This is a genomic window from Nostoc sphaeroides (assembly GCF_003443655.1).
GTDB classification, from domain to species: Bacteria; Cyanobacteriota; Cyanobacteriia; order Cyanobacteriales; family Nostocaceae; genus Nostoc; species Nostoc sphaeroides.
The window spans coordinates 4,070,006-4,091,379 of record NZ_CP031941.1 but is presented as its reverse complement, the minus strand read 5'-3'; the positions used below and the strand labels follow the sequence as shown (position 1 = coordinate 4,091,379).

20 protein-coding genes are annotated in these 21,374 nt (G+C 42.3%); 9 read left to right on the top strand and 11 right to left on the bottom strand.

Annotated features, from left to right (window positions below; genetic code table 11):
* The first annotated feature begins 97 nt into the window (after nucleotides 1-97).
* Nucleotides 98-1,792 carry an iron uptake porin gene (locus D1367_RS18295; RefSeq protein ID WP_118167653.1) on the top strand — a complete coding sequence of 565 codons (1,695 nt, stop codon included), beginning with the start codon at nucleotides 98-100 and terminating at the stop codon, nucleotides 1,790-1,792.
* A 104-nt stretch (nucleotides 1,793-1,896) separates the two neighbouring features.
* Here the strand turns inward: D1367_RS18295 and D1367_RS18290 are convergent, their stop codons facing one another.
* Entirely contained in the window at nucleotides 1,897-2,157 is a 261-nt protein-coding gene (locus D1367_RS18290) for a hypothetical protein (RefSeq protein ID WP_118167652.1), read from the bottom strand.
* A gap of 165 nt (nucleotides 2,158-2,322) precedes the next feature.
* Here D1367_RS18290 and D1367_RS18285 point away from each other — a divergent pair, with 165 nt between their 5' ends.
* Nucleotides 2,323-2,928 carry a DUF3318 domain-containing protein gene (locus tag D1367_RS18285; protein WP_118167651.1) on the top strand — a complete coding sequence of 202 codons (606 nt, stop codon included), beginning with the start codon at nucleotides 2,323-2,325 and terminating at the stop codon, nucleotides 2,926-2,928.
* Between the two features lie 335 nt (nucleotides 2,929-3,263).
* Nucleotides 3,264-3,455 (top strand): hypothetical protein, encoded by a 192-nt coding sequence (locus D1367_RS18280; protein WP_118167650.1) that lies wholly within the window; start codon nucleotides 3,264-3,266, stop codon nucleotides 3,453-3,455.
* A 213-nt stretch (nucleotides 3,456-3,668) separates the two neighbouring features.
* Here the strand turns inward: D1367_RS18280 and D1367_RS18275 are convergent, their stop codons facing one another.
* Nucleotides 3,669-4,067: a hypothetical protein gene (locus D1367_RS18275; RefSeq protein ID WP_118167649.1), complete on the bottom strand. Its 399-nt coding sequence runs from the start codon at nucleotides 4,065-4,067 to the stop codon at nucleotides 3,669-3,671.
* Nucleotides 4,068-4,779: 712 nt separating this feature from the next.
* Between D1367_RS18275 and D1367_RS18270 the strand changes: the two genes are divergently transcribed.
* Nucleotides 4,780-6,528: an AIPR family protein gene (locus D1367_RS18270; protein WP_118167648.1), complete on the top strand. Its 1,749-nt coding sequence runs from the start codon at nucleotides 4,780-4,782 to the stop codon at nucleotides 6,526-6,528.
* A gap of 64 nt (nucleotides 6,529-6,592) precedes the next feature.
* Here D1367_RS18270 and D1367_RS18265 read toward each other — a convergent pair whose 3' ends face one another.
* The 4 genes from D1367_RS18265 to fabF form a co-directional block, all read right to left on the bottom strand.
* Nucleotides 6,593-7,003: a type II toxin-antitoxin system VapC family toxin gene (locus D1367_RS18265; protein ID WP_118167647.1), complete on the bottom strand. Its 411-nt coding sequence runs from the start codon at nucleotides 7,001-7,003 to the stop codon at nucleotides 6,593-6,595.
* The gene (locus D1367_RS18260) at nucleotides 7,000-7,302 is read right to left on the bottom strand and encodes a hypothetical protein (protein WP_118167646.1); all 303 of its coding nucleotides are present in this window, start codon (nucleotides 7,300-7,302) and stop codon (nucleotides 7,000-7,002) included. The genes D1367_RS18265 and D1367_RS18260 overlap by 4 nt, the downstream gene beginning before the upstream one ends.
* Nucleotides 7,303-7,424: 122 nt before the next feature.
* Entirely contained in the window at nucleotides 7,425-9,452 is a 2,028-nt protein-coding gene (tkt, locus tag D1367_RS18255; protein WP_118167645.1) for a transketolase, read from the bottom strand.
* A 330-nt stretch (nucleotides 9,453-9,782) separates the two neighbouring features.
* Nucleotides 9,783-11,033: a beta-ketoacyl-ACP synthase II gene (fabF, locus tag D1367_RS18250; protein ID WP_118167644.1), complete on the bottom strand. Its 1,251-nt coding sequence runs from the start codon at nucleotides 11,031-11,033 to the stop codon at nucleotides 9,783-9,785.
* Nucleotides 11,034-11,128: 95 nt separating this feature from the next.
* Here fabF and D1367_RS30970 point away from each other — a divergent pair, with 95 nt between their 5' ends.
* Complete coding sequence (locus D1367_RS30970) at nucleotides 11,129-11,293, top strand: hypothetical protein (RefSeq protein ID WP_181984874.1); 165 nt, start codon at nucleotides 11,129-11,131, stop codon at nucleotides 11,291-11,293.
* A 21-nt stretch (nucleotides 11,294-11,314) separates the two neighbouring features.
* Here the strand turns inward: D1367_RS30970 and acpP are convergent, their stop codons facing one another.
* Nucleotides 11,315-11,569, bottom strand: a complete 255-nt coding sequence (acpP, locus tag D1367_RS18245; protein ID WP_118167643.1) for an acyl carrier protein — start codon at nucleotides 11,567-11,569, stop codon at nucleotides 11,315-11,317.
* 422 nt (nucleotides 11,570-11,991) lie between these two features.
* Between acpP and D1367_RS18240 the strand changes: the two genes are divergently transcribed.
* The 3 genes from D1367_RS18240 (at nucleotide 11,992) to lpxD (ending at nucleotide 14,517) form a co-directional block, all read left to right on the top strand.
* Complete coding sequence (locus D1367_RS18240; RefSeq protein WP_118167642.1) at nucleotides 11,992-12,897, top strand: CoB--CoM heterodisulfide reductase iron-sulfur subunit B family protein; 906 nt, start codon at nucleotides 11,992-11,994, stop codon at nucleotides 12,895-12,897.
* A gap of 278 nt (nucleotides 12,898-13,175) precedes the next feature.
* A complete protein-coding gene (locus tag D1367_RS32835; RefSeq protein WP_267255655.1) occupies nucleotides 13,176-13,307 on the top strand; it encodes a hypothetical protein in 132 nt (43 codons plus the stop codon).
* 157 nt (nucleotides 13,308-13,464) lie between these two features.
* A complete protein-coding gene (gene lpxD / locus D1367_RS18235) occupies nucleotides 13,465-14,517 on the top strand; it encodes a UDP-3-O-(3-hydroxymyristoyl)glucosamine N-acyltransferase (protein WP_118167641.1) in 1,053 nt (350 codons plus the stop codon).
* A 551-nt stretch (nucleotides 14,518-15,068) separates the two neighbouring features.
* Here lpxD and D1367_RS18230 read toward each other — a convergent pair.
* The 3 genes from D1367_RS18230 to D1367_RS18220 all read right to left on the bottom strand — a co-directional run bounded on the left by D1367_RS18230 (nucleotide 15,069) and on the right by D1367_RS18220 (nucleotide 16,983).
* On the bottom strand, nucleotides 15,069-16,301 hold the full coding sequence (locus D1367_RS18230) for a BaiN/RdsA family NAD(P)/FAD-dependent oxidoreductase (RefSeq protein WP_118167640.1): 1,233 nt from the start codon (nucleotides 16,299-16,301) through the stop codon (nucleotides 15,069-15,071).
* A 49-nt stretch (nucleotides 16,302-16,350) separates the two neighbouring features.
* Nucleotides 16,351-16,515, bottom strand: a complete 165-nt coding sequence (gene rd / locus D1367_RS18225) for a rubredoxin (RefSeq protein WP_118167639.1) — start codon at nucleotides 16,513-16,515, stop codon at nucleotides 16,351-16,353.
* Between the two features lie 273 nt (nucleotides 16,516-16,788).
* Nucleotides 16,789-16,983: a hypothetical protein gene (locus D1367_RS18220; protein ID WP_118167638.1), complete on the bottom strand. Its 195-nt coding sequence runs from the start codon at nucleotides 16,981-16,983 to the stop codon at nucleotides 16,789-16,791.
* A gap of 666 nt (nucleotides 16,984-17,649) precedes the next feature.
* Between D1367_RS18220 and D1367_RS18215 the strand changes: the two genes are divergently transcribed.
* The gene (locus D1367_RS18215; RefSeq protein ID WP_118167637.1) at nucleotides 17,650-18,216 is read left to right on the top strand and encodes an SRPBCC family protein; all 567 of its coding nucleotides are present in this window, start codon (nucleotides 17,650-17,652) and stop codon (nucleotides 18,214-18,216) included.
* Between the two features lie 241 nt (nucleotides 18,217-18,457).
* Here D1367_RS18215 and clpB read toward each other — a convergent pair whose 3' ends face one another.
* On the bottom strand, nucleotides 18,458-21,076 hold the full coding sequence (clpB, locus tag D1367_RS18210) for an ATP-dependent chaperone ClpB (protein WP_118167636.1): 2,619 nt from the start codon (nucleotides 21,074-21,076) through the stop codon (nucleotides 18,458-18,460).
* Nucleotides 21,077-21,374 lie beyond the last annotated feature (298 nt).

Below are 21,374 nucleotides of genomic sequence, written 5' to 3'. Positions count from 1 at the left end.
TAATCATCACTGTGATTGTGTGTAGAATCCCCGGAAATAAAGTGCTATAAGCATTTTATGATTACTGGATTATGTAGGTGTGAGTGAGAGTAATAACATGACAAAACGATTCTGGAATCTTTGTAAGGCTAGTCCGGTTGTTGTAGCTGCTGCATTTTTCGCTGCGAATAGCGCTGTAGCTGCTGAAGTCAACGAACAGGTAACAAATGTTGCCCAGTTATCTGAAGCTCAAGATAACAACATCGGTCAGGTAACATCAGTTTCGCAATTTTCGGATGTGCAGCCCACAGATTGGGCATTCCAAGCTTTACAATCTCTAGTTGAGCGCTACGGCTGTATTGCAGGTTATCCCAACAGTACCTATCGTGGGAACCGTGCTTTGACCCGTTATGAATTTGCCGCAGGTTTGAATTCCTGTTTAGACCGAGTTAACGAACTGATTGCTACAGCTACTGCTGATTTGGTTACTAAACAAGACCTGGCTACTTTACAGCGCTTACAAGAAGAATTTTCTGCTGAACTAGCAACCCTGCGCGGTCGCGTGGATGGACTAGAAGCCCGCACTGCTGAGTTGGAAGCCAATCAGTTCTCCACTACCACCAAGTTGGTTGGGGAAGGAATTTTCGCCGTATCTGATGTTTTTGGTGACAATAGAGCAGTTATTCCTGGTGCTGCGCGTCAAGACTTGAATTATAACACCACTTTTTCTGACCGAGTGCGTTTGAACTTGTACAGCAGTTTCACTGGTACAGATCAGTTGCAAATCCGTTTGAATGCTGGCAATATAGTTTCCAATGTTGGTAGTAATGCCGTTGCTGCAACTGCTACTACACCTGCTATACCTGTTAGTGGTACTGGTACTAACATGACCCGCTTGGGTTTTGATGGAGATAACAGCAACTCGGTTGTGATTGATAAAATTAACTATGCTTTCAACTTTGGTGCGGTGCGTGTCAAAGTTGACGCTAGTGGTGGTGAATTATACGAAAACGTTAATACTTTCAACCCTGATTTTGCTAGTTCTGGTAGAGGTGCCCTCTCTCGCTATGGACGTTTCAGCCCAATATATCGTCAAGGTCAAAATGGTGCTGGTCTGACAGTTACTTTCAATCCTGGCGGCCCTCTCAGTTTGACTGGTGCTTATTTAGCACCTACAAGTAATACTGGTACTACTTTCTTTGGTGCTAATAATCCCGGTCTTAATAACGGGCTATTGAATGGTGATAACACCATCTTTGGTCAGTTATCTTTCCAACCCAGCAAAGCCTTGAATATTGGTTTAACTTACGCCCGTAGTTACTTCGCTGGCAATGCTGCTAACAACCTCTTCCAAAGTACAGGTAGCGCTTTTGCAAATAATCCCTTTGGAACTGGTACTCGCACTGAATCCAATAACTACGGTGTACAGGCTACCTTCCAACTTAGCTCTGCGTTGGCTATTAGTGGTTGGGGAGGTTATACAACTGCTGATAGTAGGACTGGTGCTAATGCAGATGCAGATATTTGGTACTGGGCTGGATCACTTGCTTTGAAAGACTTTGGTGGAGAAGGCAACGTCTTAGGTGTTATCTTTGGTCAACCACCCAAAGTTACTGGTGGCAGCATAAAAGATGTCGCCGCTAATATTAACCGAGACGATGATACATCTTATCACTTAGAGGGTCTTTACAAGTTCAAGCTTTCCGATAATATTCAGGTAACTCCTGGCGTATTAGTAATCTTCAATCCAGAGCATAACGATGCTAACGATACCATCTATGTAGGTACTCTACGTACTACCTTCACCTTCTAAAATTGGTGATGAAATTTGATTGCTGAATCTTGTTTGAATAAAGCTCAGAATTAGATAAACAAAACCCCATCTTTAGGTGGGGTTTTGTTTAGGAAGAAAATTGGCTATGTAGGATTATAATCTGGCTGATTGGATATATCTTTTGGGGGGCGATCGCTACTCCAAGCCCACCACACAGAACCACAGTGACAGTAGTAAAACTCTTGCCATTTGCGACGACGGTCTTCTGTAAGTACAGGCGATCGCCGATTTAGCCAAACTTTTTCAGCTTCTAAGCTACTTGAGCGGCAGTTAGGACAGCAAAACTCATAAGCGTGTATTGCTTGATTCGTCCATTCAGGCGGGATGGGAGCAAAAGCGTCCATGTAGTTAAAAGTGGAGTCTCAACGCTTATTCAAAACTTTGAGTTTTTGAACTTGGGGGGAAACGGATACTATAAAATCCCGCCACAGTATCATCAAAGATTAACATGAAAAGTATATTTTTTACAAAACTAATTACCATGCACATTATGGCTAATAATTAAATTTATGGAGCCAAATGTTGAAATTCGTCGTTTGTTAGATGTGATGCCTGCTTCTGGTCGGATGACGACAAAAATCGTTAGTAAGCCAGAGCAAGCAAAAGTGATTGACGCCTCCTTTCCCCAACCGTGGAATCAGGCGCGACCGATATATATTAATTTCGATTTGTGGCGTCGCTTGACAAAGCCGCAACGAGACTTACTGCTGTTGCACATGGTTAGCTGGTTGACGGGGGTGAAGTGGTTTAAACCCGACATTTATCAAGGTGTAGTACTGGCGGGACTGTTAGGCGGATTATTAGAAGCAGCACAGTCAGATGTGGTGGGTGTAGCCGTAGCCGGGGGATTAAGTGCGATCGCCACAATTCGGATCTGGCGCACTAATAAGTCTCTTGAGTCAGAGTTAAATGCCGATGCAGCAGCGATTCGCATAGCACAACGGCGTGGTTATGCAGAAGCTGAAGCAGCGCAGCACCTGTTATCTGCAATAGAAGCGGTAGGCAAAATTGAAGGGCGTTCTGCTTTAGATTTTACCGAGTTAATTCGTTGCCAAAACTTACGAGCGATCGCGGGTTTATCAGCAGTAGGTATGCCAGAAAGTTATAACAAGTGAAAATAAACGTCTGTGCTGCTCATTTTTAGCACCTTTAAAATAAATGCAGATAACAACCTTACATAAATTTTTGACGGCGAACGGTGCCAAAACATCTAAGTTTATGATGAGGTTTGGGATTTTTTTACGTGCTTTTACGTAGCTTGCTACCAGTGATAACTAGCTGCGATGCGTGAGGCTAATCTACACTGGAATAAGAGAATGTGTCTTTAACTAACTTAGATGTTCGAGGCTAAGGAGTTTAGTCATACCTTCTCGGTGTTGGTTATGATGTGCTTACCTCATCTGGTAAAACTTAACTTAAATTCTGTCAGTTACTAACGGAGTTGATAGGAATGGGTAACTTTATTATTTTTGCCTTGATAGTAGTTTACGGAGGCGGCGTTTGGAAGTTTTGGAATGGGTTTGGACGGACTAATTTTAATCCAACTTTGACCAATCGCATTGGTTTATCTTTGCTATGGCCAGCTTTGTTTATTACAAATCAATCCTATCGTCGAAACTTTAGAAAGGCGTTGAAGGGCTAGAGTTTACTATTAAGTTTAAAGTCATCTGAACCTGATGGTGGCATATATCCCAATATAAATCTAACCCACCAACCCCCTTTACCTACTAGGGAAAGGGGGTTGTGTTTGCTCATCCTAGAAGGAGAGGAATTAGGGGAGGGATAAGTTCGTAGTTTTTACAAAGCAACCCGTTAGCAGTTGGGAAGTAGTGTAGCTGATGAATTTACGAATTATTTATTTGGTTAGCAGATGGATTGCTGCACCTACAGCTGCACCATCAACAGCATTCCCAAGGGTATCTCTGCCATCGCCAGTAATTACGCCAGTTACTGCGCTAGTGCCTGCACCGACTCCGACATCTTGACCAATGTTCCGGTTACGGCGATTGCGAGTGTTTCTCAGACCATTTGCACCATTGACAGCTGCACCAGTGACACCACCTTTAACAGCATTGCCTAATACACTACCATTTCCCCTAACTGCTCCGGTGACTACATTGGTAACAGCCCCAATACCTGCATCTCTTAATACTTGGTCATCAGCAGCAGCCGGTTTAGAGGGAACTAATGTGACACCAGCTAAACTTGCAGCCATGAGGCTGGGTAGAAGTGTGCGTTTTAGGATATTATTCATTGTGTTACCTTCTCAAAACATCAAACAATTGGATAAATCTAAAGTTACTGGAGTCAAAGAAAATCATATTTTTTCAATTGGACAACAGCAACTATCTATTGTTTGAGGACATATACATAATCGCATTTCTAAAGTCATAACTGCATCCACTGAAAGCATGAATCTAAATTAAGTCCTGAGAAGGCCTTGCTGATTCATTAGGCGATACTGGAGATTACGCATTGACAAAATAAACTAAATATGCGGTATAGATTTTTAGATATGACAGTTTGATTTTTCCAGTACTAGCAAGCGATTTCTGATGATAAATCGCGTACTGTTTACCCTATCTATCTAAAGATAGTTGCCAAAATAACTAAATCAACTAGGGTTAATATTTAATTCTGTTAGTTTAGCAGCCAAGGGTTGCGATCGCAGCAAGCAGAAGCGCGATCGCTCCCATCTGTTTATAACAAATTACCCTGATTATCCTACGTGGTAGCTGCGTATGGTCTGGTAGTGTTGATTCAATGCCTAATGGTGTTTGTACTCAGGTCATGGGAACCTTCTAGATGTAGGGGGTTAATAATTAATTAATAGGGCATTTTTTATAGTTGATTGCGACCTTTTCAATGCAATCATATCCAAATTATGTTAAAAATAGTACACCTAACTATTAATAAATCAAGCTAATCCAGCTAGGTGAAGTTCAATATTTTTGGAGGTAGGATAAATGGCAACTAACGATAGCATAGTTCTCGATACTATTCTTAAACAAAAAAAGAGTCAGATTGCTGATTCTCTACCTGATGATGATTATTTTGAAATATTCACCTTTGAGCAGGTTTTAAAAAAATATGATCTTTCATATGAAGAGTTAATATCTGGAAAAATGGGAGGAAGTGATGATGGAGGAATTGATGGATTTTTCACATTTATTAATGGGGAACTACTTGATAAAAATACTAGTTTAAATGATTTTAAAAGGTATCCATCTATTGAATTATTTTTAATTCAATCTAAGCGTTCACCTTCATTTTCAGAAACTGCTGTTGAACACGTAATTAGATCAGCAATGAATATCTTTAATTTAGAAAAAGATTTATCCATTCTTCAAAAAAACTATAATGTGGAACTTATCGATGAAATTTCATCTTTTAGAGAAGCTTATCTTAAATTAATCTCAATTCATCCTAGTTTAAAAATTAATTACATATATGCTAGTAAGGGTGATACAAAAAATATTCATAGGAAAGTATATAATAGTGCAGATAACCTCAAAGAAACAATTCAGAGTTATTTTAGAGGAGCTATAGTCACTACACAATTTATTGGCGCACGCGAATTAATTGATGCTTCTCGACTAGAGAAGAATTATAATTTAAAGCTTAAATTTATAGAAAATTATATTTCAACTAGTGAAGATAATTATATTGTACTAGCCACATTAAAAGATTATTATGATTTTGTAACGGACGAAAATAGCGAGTTGAGACAATATATATTTACTTTTAATGTACGGGACTACCAGGGCAATGTAGAAGTAAATAAAGATATTCACAAAACACTTGAATCAGATAATAAGCTAGACTTTTGGTGGCTTAATAATGGTATAACTGTCCTGTCATCTAAAGCTACCGTCGCTGGTAAAATTATTAGTCTTGATGATGTACAAGTTGTTAATGGATTACAAACAACTAATACAATTTATAATTATCTGAAAAATAGCTCTGGTGATGATGAAAAAGATAAAAATAGATCCATTTTGATAAGAATTATAGCGACTAATGATACAGAATCTATAAATCGGATCATCAAAGCAACCAATTTCCAGACTCCTATACCACCCGCTTCATTGAAAGCAACTGATCCAATTCAATCAGATATAGAAAATTATTTTTTAAGTAAGAACTGGTACTATGATCGCCGTAAAAACTACTATAAAAATATGGGCAAGCCGATTGACAGAATTATTAGCATTCCCTACTTAGCTCAATCAGTAATGGCAATTGTTCTTCGTGAACCTGATATTTCTAGGTCTAGACCATCTTCGATTATAAAAACAGATAGCGAGTATAAACGTGTGTTCAAGGAAAAGTCCAACCTTGAAGTCTATATGTTTTGTGTGGAAGTGATGAAGCAGGTAGAATTATTTATACGCAGCACAGTTTCTGAGAAATCAAAACAAGACAATGACACTTTTTGGAGGCATACTTCGCCACTTCGCATTCTAAGTTTTCACCTGGCAATGCTTTTTATTGTTAAGTTGCTTTGCAAAAATGACTACAATCCTACGGATATAGAAAAAATGTTACAAGGGGAATTAAAATACGAAATTATTAGTCAAACACTATTTGAACTAATTGAGTTGACAGATAAGTACGTAAATTCTCGTTCTTTATTATCAATCAATACAATTGTAAAACAAAAAGAGTTCGTTACATACTTACTAGAAAACGTGAATTTATCTACTACTAGGTAATTAACAAACTTCCAATTAATCTTGCATTTTTCAGGATGTTTGCTTTCTCGTCATAACTGCTAACTCAAGGTTCTGTTCTTGCCCAATTCTCTAAATTAATCCCCTGAACTCTCAGCAAATCAGAATCATTAGAAACCAGAATTAATCCGCGTGCGATCGCTGTAGCTGCTATCAATATATCTTGCTCTTGGATAGTAAAGCCCCTGCGTTGTAAGTCCACATATATTTCACACGCTAGCTCAATAATCTCTAAATCATCTATTAATAAAATTTTATAGGTTTGACAAAATTTATTAAACTCAGCTAACTGTCTAGTAGCATTGATAGCTAAAAGACCTCGTTTGACTTCATAGTAAGTTATACAACTAATAAACACATCTTCTTTCAGACGGCGAACTTCCCTAAACTTCTGATCTACAATTACATTTCTCTTCAAAATATAACTAACAATATTTGAATCTAGTAAATAACTCACCTTATTGGTCTTCCTTCTACCACTGCATCAAAAATAGCTATTTGCTCCGGTGTTAAATCATTTAACGTACCTGAAACTGCCTCTAAAACTAAAATACTATCAATTCTGTCTGTCAAATCATCATCTTTAATTTCACTCATTTCTTCTGGTGAAAATTTCCCAAATAGTTCAACTAATATTTGGATCATTTCCCGTTGGTTTAACTTTACTTGATATAAACTATTACCTTGAAATAAATTTTCCACAATTGGCGATATCCGATTGATAAGTTCCTGGTGATAGCTAGAAACTTCTTGCATAACTTCCTACCAATATTTAACTAATTACCTCAATTATAAACAATGTTTCTCAGCACCTCTCTGCGAAAAAAAGGCGGGCCTTTCAGCCCACCCTACAAAATTTTGAGAACATTCTGTTGCTATTAACCCAACAATTGTTTAGCTTTAGCTAATACATTATCAACGCTAAAGCCAAACTTCTCTAAACAAACATTGCCTGGAGCCGAAGCACCAAAGCGATCGATACTAACGCAATCGCCTTCAGTACCCACATACTTGTGCCAACCGAAACTGCTACCAGCTTCTACAGACAAACGCTTGGTGACAGCTTTCGGCAGAATGGATTCTTTATAAGCCGCATCCTGTGCTTCAAACAGTTCCCATGAAGGTAGGGAGACGACACGAACTTTCTTACCTTCGGCTGTGAGTTTTTCGGCTGCGCCAACGGCGAGGCTCAATTCTGAACCAGTACCAATCAAGATGATATCAGGTGTACCTTCGCTATCAACTACTGTGTATCCACCCTTCGCCACACCCTCAACCGATGTACCTGCCAAGTTGGGGACGTTTTGACGGGTGAATGCCAACAGAGACGGAGCGTTTTGCTTCGCTTTCTCGATCGCTACTTTATAAGCGCCAGAGGTTTCGTTACCGTCTGCGGGACGAAACACTAATAAATTAGGAATGGCTCTCAAGGAAGCTAGAGTTTCAATGGGTTGGTGTGTGGGGCCATCTTCACCTTGTCCAATGGAATCGTGAGTCATTACCCAAATCGAACCAGCTTGAGAAAGGGCGGATAAGCGGATGGCAGCACGCATATAATCTGAGAAGATCAAGAAGGTAGCACCGTAGGGGATTAAGCCTGAAGTGTGCAGCGCTATACCATTACAGATTGCGCCCATAGCATGTTCCCGCACACCAAAGTGGATGTTGGGATTTTGGTATTCTCCTTTTTGGAAGTCGCCCTTACCCTTGATTTCGGTCAAGTTGGAGTGGGTTAAGTCAGCCGAACCACCAATCAATTCAGGTAAAACTGCCGCTAGTTTGTTGAGGCAGGTTTCTGAGTGTTTGCGGGTGGGTAATCCTTTGTCTTCTGGGGTGTAGGTGGGTAGTACTTTATCCCAACCGTCGGGTAGTTTGCCGCTTATGTAGCGTTCTAATTCAGCCGCTTCTTGGCCATACTTAGCTTTGTAGTCGGCAAAAGTTTTGTTCCATTCGTCTTCGTAGCTTGCGCCGCGTTCCACTGCTTTGCGTGTGTGGTTGAGAGCTTCTTCGGGTATTACGAAAGGCTCGTATTCCCAACCCAAATGTTTCCGAGTCAAGGCAATTTCGTCTGCACCCAAAGCAGCGCCGTGAACGCCAGCAGTGTTTTGTTTGTTGGGGGAACCGTAACCAATTGTGGTTGTCACCTTAATCATTGATGGTTTATCGGTGACAGATTTAGCTTCTTCAATCGCTTTAGCGATCGCTTCTAAATCAGTATTACCATCTTGGACATGCAAAACGTGCCAACCGTAAGCTTCAAATCGCTTGGAAACATCTTCGGTGAATGCCACATCTGTGGAACCGTCGATGGAGATGTGGTTGTCGTCGTACAGAGCAATGAGTTTGCCTAATCCCAAGTGTCCTGCGAAAGAAGCAGCTTCCCCGGAAATCCCTTCCATGTTGCAACCGTCACCTAAAATTACGTAGGTGTAATGGTCAACAATCTTGGTATCGGGTTTGTTGTATTTAGCGGCAAGGTGGGCTTCGGCGATCGCTAAACCAACTCCATTGGCAATTCCTTGACCCAAGGGGCCAGTTGTGACTTCCACGCCTGGGGTCATGAAGTTTTCGGGGTGTCCAGGGGTTTTAGATTCCCATTGACGGAATAGTTTGATATCTTCAATGGTGACGCTATCGTAGCCTGTGAGGTACAGTAGGGCGTACAGCAACATCGAGCCATGACCGGCAGACAAGACAAAGCGATCGCGGTTAAACCATTTGGGATTCTTGGGATTAAACTTCATAAAGCGATCCCAGAGGACAAAAGCCATCGGAGCCGCGCCCATTGGTAGTCCTGGGTGTCCCGATTTTGCTTTTTCTACGGCATCAACAGCCAAGAAGCGGATCGAGTTAATAGCCAGTTCTTCGACGGACAATTCTTTGGCGGATTGGGTTGCAACAGTCATAATCTCTTGTTTTTAACGACGGGTTAGCACTCTTGGTAGCTTCTCTTGTTGGGGTTATTTTAGATTCCCCACACTATCCTCATCATCCCACTCCCGCTTGTCCATCGACAAGCGGGATCTCCTGAGTTTATGGTGATAAATCAAGCTGATAATTGGGTCATGTTGAACGCTTAAGTTATATCGGAATGATATTTCTGATACTTTGGGCATGGGGCATTAGGCATTGGGCATTGGGCATGGGGCATTGGGCATTGGTTATTAATTCTTGTCCCTCACTCCCTCATCCCCCTCATCCCCCCCTGCTCCCTGCTCCCTGCTCCCCTGCCTTTTTTAGACGTATTTCTTAAAGGCCAGTGTGACATTATGACCGCCAAACCCAAAAGAATTGGATATTGCCACCTCGACTTTTTGAGCGCGGCTATAGTTGGGTACGTAATCTAAGTCACACTCTGGATCGGGATTTTCCAGATTTATTGTCGGTGGAATTTGGTCATTAGCGATCGCCAGTACTGTTGCGACTGCTTCAATACCTCCAGAACCGCCCAATAAATGACCTGTCATTGATTTAGTGGAGCTAATTGCCACCTTATAAGCATGTTCTCCCAAAGCTTTTTTGATGGCTGAGGTTTCAGTTGAATCATTAGCTGGGGTACTAGTGCCGTGAGCATTAATATAGCTAATCTGTTCGGGAGTTATGCCGCCATCTTTGAGCGCTAGTTCGATTGCTCTAGCGGCTCCGAGTCCACCGGGGACGGGGGAAGTTATATGGTAAGCGTCACAGGTCATACCATAGCCGATCATTTCGGCATAAATGTGAGCGCCGCGACTGAGGGCGTGTTGCAGTTCTTCGAGAATTAAAATTCCTGAACCTTCACCCAAGACAAATCCATCGCGATCGCTATCAAAGGGACGGCAAGCTTTATGCGGATCGTCATTGCGAAAAGAGAGGGCTTTGCAGGCGGCAAAACCAGCCATCGATAATGGTGTCACAGCTGCCTCTGTTCCGCCGCAAATCATCGCCTGGGCATATCCCCCTTGAATTAAGCGAAAAGCATCGCCTACAGCGTTAGAGCCAGCAGCGCAGGCAGTTACTGGGCAGGAATTTGGCCCTTTAGCACCCGTGTGAATTGCCGTTAATCCTGCTGCCATATTGGCGATCATCATCGGTATCATGAATGGACTACAGCGATCGGGGCCACGGTTGAGGTAGATAGTTTGCTGGTCTTCTAATACCTTAATGCCGCCAATGCCAGAACCGATCATGACACCTACCTGTTCTGCATTCAGTTCATTAATAACTAACTGCGCGTTAGCTAGAGCCTGTTTTGCTGCCGAAACCCCAAATTGGGCAAATCGATCCATGCGCTTGGCCTCTTTGCGCTCCAAGTAATCATGTGGATCGAAGTTTTTTACTTCACCAGCAATGCGGCAATCATGGCGAGACGCATCAAAAAATGTGATGTGGTCAATGCCATTACGTCCACTCAATAATCCATCCCAATATTCTGTTGCTGTGTTACCGATAGGTGTAATCGCGCCAACACCAGTTACAACAACGCGTTTACGTGTATAATCTGTCATGATTCAGTTAAAGGTGGCGAAAAAGCAGCCGGCATTAAACAGTGCTGAGTTCTGTTAGCGTTAGCGGGGCGTTGAGCCAGTCCGAGTTCTGAGTTTTGGAAGCACCCAAAGATGGAGAAAACTCCGAACTTTTGCCTCCGAAAACTCTAACTCCTAAACCCTGTACAGACGTGATTAATCGCATCTCTCAGCACTCAGTAAAAAGTCAAAGCAGTGGTTTTTGCCTAGATGCCCCTGAGGGGCATGGCATTGCCATCTAAACTTCAAAGACTCAAAACTTTTTAAGCTGATGCGGTAACTTTGTTATTGATGTAATCTACTGCGTCTTGAACCGATACAATCTGTTCGGCAGCTTCGTCAGGAATTTCGATATCAAATTCTTCTTCCAAAGCCATCACCAGTTCAACGGTATCTAAGGAATCTGCTCCTAAATCTTCCATAAATTTGGACTGGGGAGTTATTTTGTCTGGATCTTCAACACTCAGTTGTTCGGTGACGATTTTCTTGACCTTATCAAAAAGTTCCGTTTGGCTCATAAATAATAAAAGTCCTTAACCAGTTGCTAGGTTCTGCTCTTTACGGGAAACATTGTTTTGAGCATATACATCTTATCGTCAAGCGCGATCGCCCGTATACTACCAAGGGTTTTTCTGTTAGAAAATCCCTCCCCTTACTCAAAAGAATCGGGTAAGTTTTCTTAGAATTGGGTATAGGAGCGGACTATGGCATTGCCAACAGGATGTAAATGTTTCGGTTGTCCAATTATTGCTAACTTTCTTTACAATGTCTCGCTCAGTACTTACAGCCTTGCTAGCAATCAGAATATATAGACGCTGCGGCTTTGAACCTAGACGGTTAAAAAGACGGTGAACGTCAAACATACCTAGCTTAGGTGCTAACAAGGAATAATAAAACAGTTATTGTTTTAGAGCGATCGCTCTAACCCAAATATACCTCTATGCTATCTCAGACACTCAAATACGCTTACTTCCCCGGATGTGTTGCTCAAGGGGCCTGTCGGGAACTTTACCAGTCAACTCAAGCGCTTACCCAAGCACTGGGCATTGAACTAGTTGAACTTAAAAAAGCTGCTTGCTGCGGTTCTGGCACATTTAAAGAAGATTCTACACTGCTAGAAGATACAGTCAATGCCAGAAATATTGCCCTAGCAGAAGAATTAAATTTGCCCTTACTTACCCATTGCAGCACTTGTCAGGGTGTTATCGGTCATGTGAACGAACACCTGAAAGAATGTAAGACAAATGATCCGGCGTACATTCAACAGGTTAATGGCTTACTGGAAAAAGAAGGCTGTTCACCTTATCGCGGCACTACCGACGTTAAACATCTTCTCTACGCCTTGGTAACAGATTACGGTTTAGAGGAAATTACTAAACGTGTCACCCGGAAGTTAACTGGATTAAAATGTGCGGCTTTTTATGGCTGTTATCTCCTCCGCGCCCAAAAATCTATGCCCTATGATGACCCGTTCAAACCGGAAGCGATGGAAAATATGTTTCGGGCGGTGGGTGCCACACCAATTTATTACCGAGGCCGGACGCAATGTTGTGGTTGGCCGCTTTCTAGTTATGCCACTACCCAATCTTTCAAGATGGCGGGGATGCATATTCAGGATGCTTTGACTTCTGGTGCTGACTGTATAGTTACACCTTGTCCTCTGTGCCACTTAAATTTAGATTCGCGTCAGCCAGAGGTAGAAAAGGTGATTGAGCAAAAATTAGGTTTACCAGTGCTGCATTTACCGCAGTTGATTGCTTTGGCACTTGGGGTTAGTCCCAAAGAACTGGGTTTAGATCGCCACGTTGTTTCTACAAAGCCAGTATTAGAGAAATTAGGATTTTAATAGGACTAGTAGTCTGTCCCATTAATTTTGCTGGGTTGTAGAGACGCGAAATTTCGCGTCTCTACAGGGTTTTGGTAACAAACTAATCAATCATAATTAATGAGACAGAGCACTAGCCCTTTCAAGGTGAGTCGTAAAATAAGATTGTTTTTTCTCAGCGCTCTCTGTGCCTCAGCGGTTTAAAAGTAATTTATTTAACCACAGAGGCGCAGAGGACACAGAGTAAAGAGCTTAAGGGACTTCCAAGTAAAAAAATATTCCATTGCTATTGTTCACTGTTGACCGTTGACGGTTCACGAGTTTTCAGTCAACAGTCAACAGTCAACAGTCAACGACTTGAATGTGGAATAATTTATTTTTTGGAGTTCCCTAAAGAGGAATTTATTGACCAAAATTTTTACCCACCTTGAAAGGGCTAGTACCGCTACGCAAAAGTCAAAAGTCAAAAGTCATGTATTTTAGGGCTTTGAAAGATTGAGAATGGTATTTTAATTTTCGCCAAGCTGTACTAGTACTATTTAGTTTGTGTTTGCCACTCTACGAAATTACTTTTGAATCTACCCAACAATGAAATTCAGCGAAATCCTCGGCCAATTTGGTGATGCCGCTACCAATCATAGTTTGACTAGCAACCCAGACCATGACCCAGAAATTACAGGGGTAGCAGCCATTGATGAAGCTACTATCGGTACTCTAAGCTATGTAGAAGGGGCAAAATTTGGGTCTTTTATCGGCAAGACCAATGCTAGTGCTTTAATTTTGCCCCAGGATGAAAAATTACAAGTGCTTGCACAAGAGAGCGGTATTGTCTGGCTAGCAACCCCAGATCCGCGATTATTGTTTGCCAAAGCGATCGCCCTTTTTTACCAACCATATCGCCCCGTCCCAGAAATTCATCCCACTGCTGTGATTCACTCCACCGCAAAAGTTGGTAGTGATGTTTATATTGGCCCCCATGCTGTGATTCAACAAGGGGTAGAAATTGGCGATGGGGCAATTATTCATCCCAATGTGGTGATTTATCCAGATGCCAAAATAGGCGATCGCACCACCTTACACGCTAACTGTACCATCCACGAACGCACCCGCATCGGTGCAAATTGTGTGATTCATAGCGGTGCTGTCATTGGTGCAGAAGGCTTTGGTTTTGTTCCTACTCGGACTGGTTGGTTGAAAATGGAACAATCTGGCTGTACAGTCTTAGAAGATGGCGTGGAAGTTGGCTGCAACAGTGCCATTGACCGCCCAGCCGTTGGAGAAACACGGGTAGGCAGTAATACAGTAATTGATAATTTAGTGCAAATAGGTCACGGTTGCCAAATTGGTGCGGGCTGTGCGATCGCAGGTCAGGTTGGTATGGCCGGAGGTGTTAAGCTGGGAAATCGGGTTATTTTAGCTGGACAAACAGGAATAGCCAATCAAGTGAAGATCGGAGATGGGGCGATGACATCTGCTCAAACTGGAATTCACAGCGATGTTCCACCAGGAGAAATTGTCTGCGGATCTCCAGGCATTCCTTACAAACTATATCTCAAGGTATGTGCTGTTTATAATCGCCTGCCAGATATGTATCAATCGCTAAAACAATTGCAACGTAAATCCAAAAATAGCAATCAGTGAAGAAGGTATGAGGTTGGAATTGCCTACATTTTTGTAACATTCTCATCTAGTCCGCCTCAGAATGAATTCTGAGTCTAATAGCGAAAGTCGTCTAAAGACGACTAACAAAAGGTTATAAACCAATACAGTTCAGTTAAGCATTTCTTTATTCTCTCAGTGCCCTCTGCGTCTCTGTGGTTCGTAAAAAAAATTGACTTTGACAAAGAGTTTTAGCCTTAACCCAAGCGTATTGGGTTATAAGCCAATACGCTTGGGTTAGAGCCAAAAACCTTAAACTGCGTAGGTTGGGTTGAGGAACGAAGCCCAACATTTATCAGAATTTGTTGGCTAACACTAAAGTTCAACCCAACCTACGATTATCCTTAACTGAACTGTATTGGTTTTTAACCTTAATTCATATTTGGCATTTCTTGTCAATGCGTAAGTCCTAACCCAAATAAACGAACCACAGAGGCACAGAGAACACAGAGCAATGAGGAGGAGAGAGTTTTTTCGTCAAATTTTTGGGTATTTTTTTATTTGGAAGTCCCCAATTGAAAGCTGACAGACTACTAGTCGCTAGTTGCCATTGCTATGCCTGCTAAATACCCAGTTGTCCAAGCACTTTGGAAGTTAAATCCACCGGTAACGCCATCAATATCTAAAATTTCTCCGGCAAAATAAAGACCAGGTACTAACCTACTTTCCATCGTCTTAAAGTTGACTTCTTTAAGGTTGACACCGCCACAGGTAACAAATTCTTCTTTAAAGGCTCCTTTGCCACTGATTAAATATTGTCCCTGAGTAAGTTCTTGCAACAGTTTATTTAAAGTTTTACTAGATATTTCTGCCCAACGGTCTTCTGTGGTAATGCCTGCACGGGCAATGATATATTGCCAGAGACGATGGGGTAGATCAACGCCACGATGTAATGCGATCGCTTTCTTTCCCCATTCATCTTTAACTGCTAAAACTTTTTCTCGCACTTCTTCTTGGTGCAAATCAGGCAGCCAATTAATCAATAATGTGGCTTGATAGCGTTTTTCATGGAGAACTCTTGCACCCCAAGCAGAAAGCTTCAGAACTGCAGGGCCACTCAAACCCCAGTGAGTAATTAGCAATGGCCCAATTTGTTGTAATTGGGATTTTCCGCCCGCAGATAACCGCAATTGCACTGGGTTAACGCTAACTCCAGCTAGAGCTTGCAATTGAGGATCAGCAATATTGAAGGTAAACAGAGAGGGGACTGGCGCTTCTATTTGATGACCTAACTCTTTGACAATTTTATAACCTAGAAGGCTGCTGCCGGTCGCAAGAAGTAGGCGATCGCATTTAATCGTCTCCCCCGACTTCAAAAGAATATCAAACCCTCCATCTGCTGCGGTCACCGAAGTTACGTGTGTACCGATACGGAGTTTTACTCCAGATGTCGCCACCGCTTTAATCAGACATTCCACAATGGTTTCTGAAGTATTGGTGACAGGAAACATCCGCCCATCGGCTTCAGTTTTTAGATAAACTCCACCAGCAGCAAACCAAGCTACTGTATCTTGAGGCCCAAACCGAGTCAAAGCACCCCGCAAAGCTTTTGCACCTCTGGGGTAATTTTGTACTAACTCTTCAGGTAAAAAGCAAGCGTGAGTAACGTTGCAGCGTCCGCCACCAGAAATTAGCACTTTCGCTAGGGGTTGGCGACTGGCTTCGAGTAATGTAACTTGGGCATCAGGATTGGCTTTAGCACAAGCGATCGCGCCAAAAAATCCTGCTGCCCCACCCCCAATAACTACGATTCGTAACGGTAGCAAGTTCTAAAATTTCTCAATAGCACGTACTTTACTAGGCTAGCCCTTATCTTCACTCTTCAACTACTTCAAATTGATCTTTTGTCGCACCACAAGTTGGACATACCCAATCATCTGGTATATTTTCAAAGGCTGTCCCCGGCGCTATATCGCTATCTGGATCGCCTACTTCTGAATCATATTCATAGGCGCAAACAGTACATATATACTTTGCCATGTTCGTTTTCCTTTAGTAAATTGTTGGCTTTGCTTCAGTATTAAATACTTCTGCTAGTTAGTCAAAATAGGCTTAGTCATTAGTCCAAAAGAAACCACGCCACCCAACGGCAGAGCTACGAGCATCCCTTGGGACGTGGTTTTAATTAGTTCGATATAAGAAAGTTTTTTTCGCCCAAGAGTGGCGCGGTATATACCAAAAACTCTTGTATCTTAGACTAATGACAAATGACCAATGACCAATGACCAATGACCAATGACAAATGACAAATGACTAAAAACGCCACCAAGTCCTTTGGGCGTAACTGATAATTGCCACAGCGATCGCGCCTAGTAGCAGTAGCCAAATTATTCCACCTGGAATAAAAGTGAGAATACCAAAACCTCTCAGTACCCAAACGGCTACGCTAATGCCGAGAAGGATACCGAAAATCTGGATTAATCTACGATTTAAAGAAGATTGACTCACCTACTTTTCCTCTCAACTCAACAGAGATTACACTTGATAATTGATAATTCATAATTGATAATTCATAATTATGTAACAAAAAGTGGATTTAAACCCCACCTTAAACAGGACTAGCATCATGATATAGCGGTTCTCGTTTACGTGAGGTACACCCGTAGGGGCACGGCAGTGCCGTGCCCTTACACCTCGCAATATAATGTTGTTCCGCATCTAAATGGGAACCGCTATAGCTGGGGAATCAACCCTATCTTAATTATGAATTATGAATTATGAATTAAGTTGATATTGACAATAAAATATGAAGTTACGATGAAGTTGTAGTTTCATCAGAAATAACACGTAAAAATCTAGAGATGCTATCCAAATGTTGGAGTAAGATACTTGATATTAGTTAGTGTTTGTGCCATTCTAGCTGTTAAGAACTTAGTTTTTAATTTATAAATACCGCTATTATAAAGTTTACTTAAATCTTAATTGTGTTAATTGTGATAAGAACTACAGTTTTTGCAGTAGAATAACTGAAATAATTACCAAAAACTCGCCGTTTCTGGAAAGATAGGCATTACACTGGAAATAAAATTTAGTGGGTTGGATCTAAATCAAGTTTTATGGCTTGTAGTTTCAACTCCATTTAGGTGGATGAGTTGAGGAGTAACTAAAATCATGATGTCTGCGTCTCATATCTCAGACTCAATTATTGCAGGTTCAGATATGGCTTGGAGTCAAGACAAGCAAAAGTTGCTGGTACAGGGTGAAATTTTCATAGAAACGCGATCGCACAAAACCTGGGGTGGCGCGGTGACAGCCTGGATGTATTTGCCGATGGTGCGATCGCAAGTCTGGCAGCAATTAACTGATTACCCCCGGTGGGTACAATATTTTCCCGATATCACTAAAAGCGAGATATCACACAAAGGTGAAGTCAAACGCCTGTATCAAGCAGCACAAAAAGCCTTTTTCTTTTTCACGGCTCAAGTTGAAATTTACCTCAACGTCGTAGAAGTGCTGGGGCAACAAATCCAATTCCGTATGGTAAAAGGGACTTTTGAGGATTTTAACGCCAATTTAGAACTCAAAGATTGCGGTAACGGCACAATACTTGCTTATACTGTGCAAGCTACACCTCTGATTCCAATTCCATCAGTGTTCATTCAACAAGCAATGAATTTAGAGTTACCTGCAAATATGCGTAAAATGCGACAAGTGATTTGTAAGGGCCAAGATAATTCGTAATTCGTAATTCGTAATTATTACCTTACGAATGCTTATAAAAAAACGCCAAGATGCTCTTGCTTGACTTGGGGTTTTGCCGTGAGATGATCTTCAAGGAACAGGGAAAAGGACAAGGGGAATTGAGGACAAGGGGAAAGACTTATTTGTTGCAAGTTCTCACCTTGTCCCCCTGCTCCCTGCTCCCTGCTCCCTGCTCCCTGCTCCCTGCTCCCTGCTCCCTGCTCCCCTGCCTCTTTCTCAATTAGCTGGTAAACACCTCAACGGGTAAGCGACTAAAAGAAAGACGCTCATTTTGCACATCTACAAAGATAGTGTCGCCGTCGGCGAATTCACCGCGCAAGATGGCTTTGGCAATTTGAGTTTCTAACTCTCGCTGAATCGCCCGCTTTAGTGGACGCGCCCCATATACTGGGTCATACCCTACTTCGGCTAAAAAGTCAAGTGCAGTATCCGAGAGCTTGAGGGATATTTTGCGATCGCTCAATCTTTGGCGCAATCTCTCAACTTGCAATAGCACGATATGCCGCAATTCCTTCTTATCTAAACCGTGGAAGATGATGATTTCATCAATGCGGTTGAGGAACTCTGGACGGAAGCTATTTCGCATTGTCTCCATGACTCGACGGCGCATTTCGTCGTAGTGGGCGTTATCTCCGGCGACATCAAGAATGTACTGCGAACCGATGTTGCTGGTCATGATGATAATAGCGTTCTTGAAGTCCACCTTATGACCTTGGGCATCAGTGACGCGACCATCATCGAGAATTTGCAAGAAGATATTAAATACATCGGGGTGTGCTTTCTCGATTTCGTCGAAGAGAATCACTGAGTAAGGACGGCGACGAATCGCTTCTGTAAGTTGTCCGCCTTCTTCGTAACCCACGTATCCGGGAGGCGCACCGATTAAACGAGAAACGGCGTGTTTCTCCATATACTCCGACATATCAATTCGTACTAGCGCATCTTCGCTATCGAACATATACGCCGCCAGCGCTTTCGCCAACTCGGTTTTACCCACACCCGTAGGCCCAAGGAAGATAAAGCTAGCAATAGGACGATTGGGATCAGCCAATCCAGCCCGCGATCGCTGAATTGCATCCGCTACAGCTGTGACAGCTTCTTCTTGTCCAACCACACGACGGTGCAATTCATCTTCTAAATGCAGCAGTTTTTCTTTCTCAGATTCCACTAATTTACTAATAGGAATTCCTGTCCATTTAGAAATAATTTCGGCAATATCAGCTTCTGTGACTTCTTCTCGTAACAGTGATTTACCACTTCTTTGAGCGTTTGCCAATTCAGCTTCTACTGCTTCCAATTGACGGTGCAAACTGGTTAAATTGCCGTATTTCAACTCCGCAGCCCGGTTAAGGTCGTAGTCGCGTTCTGCTTGCTGAATCTCTAAGTTGACCCGTTCAATCTCTTTTTTCACCGACTGAATTTTGTCAATGATATCTTTTTCAGACTGCCATTGAGTATTCAGCGTTTTTTGTTCTTCTTTGAGATCAGCAATTTCCTTTTCCAATCTTTCTAGACGTTCACGAGAAGCTGCATCGCTTTCTTTTTTCAGCGATAGCTTCTCCATTTCCAATTGCAGAATCTTACGATCAATTTCGTCAAGTTCTTCTGGTTTGGAGGTGATCTCCATTTTTAATCTAGCTGCGGCTTCGTCTACCAAGTCAATGGCTTTATCTGGTAAGAAGCGATCGCTAATATATCGACTCGACAAGATCGCGGCTGCAACTAAAGCACTATCCGAAATCTTCACCCCGTGGTGGTTTTCATAACGTTCTCTCAACCCGCGCAAAATCGAAATGCTGTCTTCTACACTAGGCTGATCGACATAAACTTGCTGGAAACGTCTTTCTAGTGCCGCATCTTTTTCGATATATTTGCGGTATTCATCCAAAGTTGTCGCGCCAATACAGCGCAGTTCGCCCCGCGCCAACATTGGTTTTAATAAGTTACCCGCATCCATCGCGCCTTGGGTTGCACCAGCGCCGACAACGGTGTGAATTTCATCAATAAATAAAACAATATTGCCGCCAGATTCAGTAACTTCTTTTAATACTGCTTTCAGGCGTTCTTCAAATTCACCCCGGAATTTTGCCCCTGCAATCAAAGCACCCATATCTAAAGCGATTAGCTTGCGGTCTTTGAGAGATTGAGGTACATCACCTGCAATAATACGCTGTGCTAATCCTTCAGCGATCGCAGTTTTACCAACACCTGGTTCACCAATTAGCACAGGGTTATTCTTAGTACGGCGAGAGAGAATTTGCACAGTCCGACGAATCTCATCATCTCGCCCAATCACTGGATCGAGTTGACCTTTACGCGCAGCTTCTGTGAGGTCACGCCCGTATTTTTCCAGTGCTTCGTATTTGCCTTCTGGATTTTGATCGGTCACTTTTTGACTCCCTCGAATTTGTTTAATAATATTTTTGAGTTTGCCTTCGTCTAAACCAAACTCTTGGAATAAAGCTTTGCCAAAGCGGTCATCTTTAGCGTAAGCCAACAATAAGTGTTCAATTGAAATATATTCGTCTTGAAACTCTTTGCGATATCCGTCTGCTCGATCTAGAAGTGTATCTAAGCTGCGTCCTAAGTATACTGAGGTACTATTACCTGATACTTTCGGCTGACGTTGAAAAAATTGTTCAGTGCGATCGCGCAGTTTTTGGAGGTTAACACCCGCCTTAGTGAGAATCCCAGTTGCTAGACCATCTTGTTCTAGCAGCGCTTTCATCAGGTGTTCGCTTTCAATTTGCTGTTGTTGATATTGTTTAACAATATCCGGGGTATGGGCGATCGCTTCCCAGGCTTTTTCTGTAAATTGGTTAGGATTAGTAGGTTGCATAGGCTTTTTCAGGAACGTAAAGGCGTAGTGGTGAAGCAGCGCGGTCTTGGGGGTTTCCCCCATGAGCGACTGCTGTTAGCGAAGCGTTAGCGACGTAGGAGCGTCACCCGGAGGGCTTGTCGCAGGCTACCACCAGAACACCAAGTAAAGAAAACTTCTATTCTTAATAGATATTGTATGAAGAGTAGAGCGATCGCCTAGATCGGTGTTCACGTCTTGTAAAAGTCGTATTTTCCCGTAGTTCCGATTTCCTATTGATTGTTGTGCTGTACAACTACGGAAACAAACTCAAGCGAAT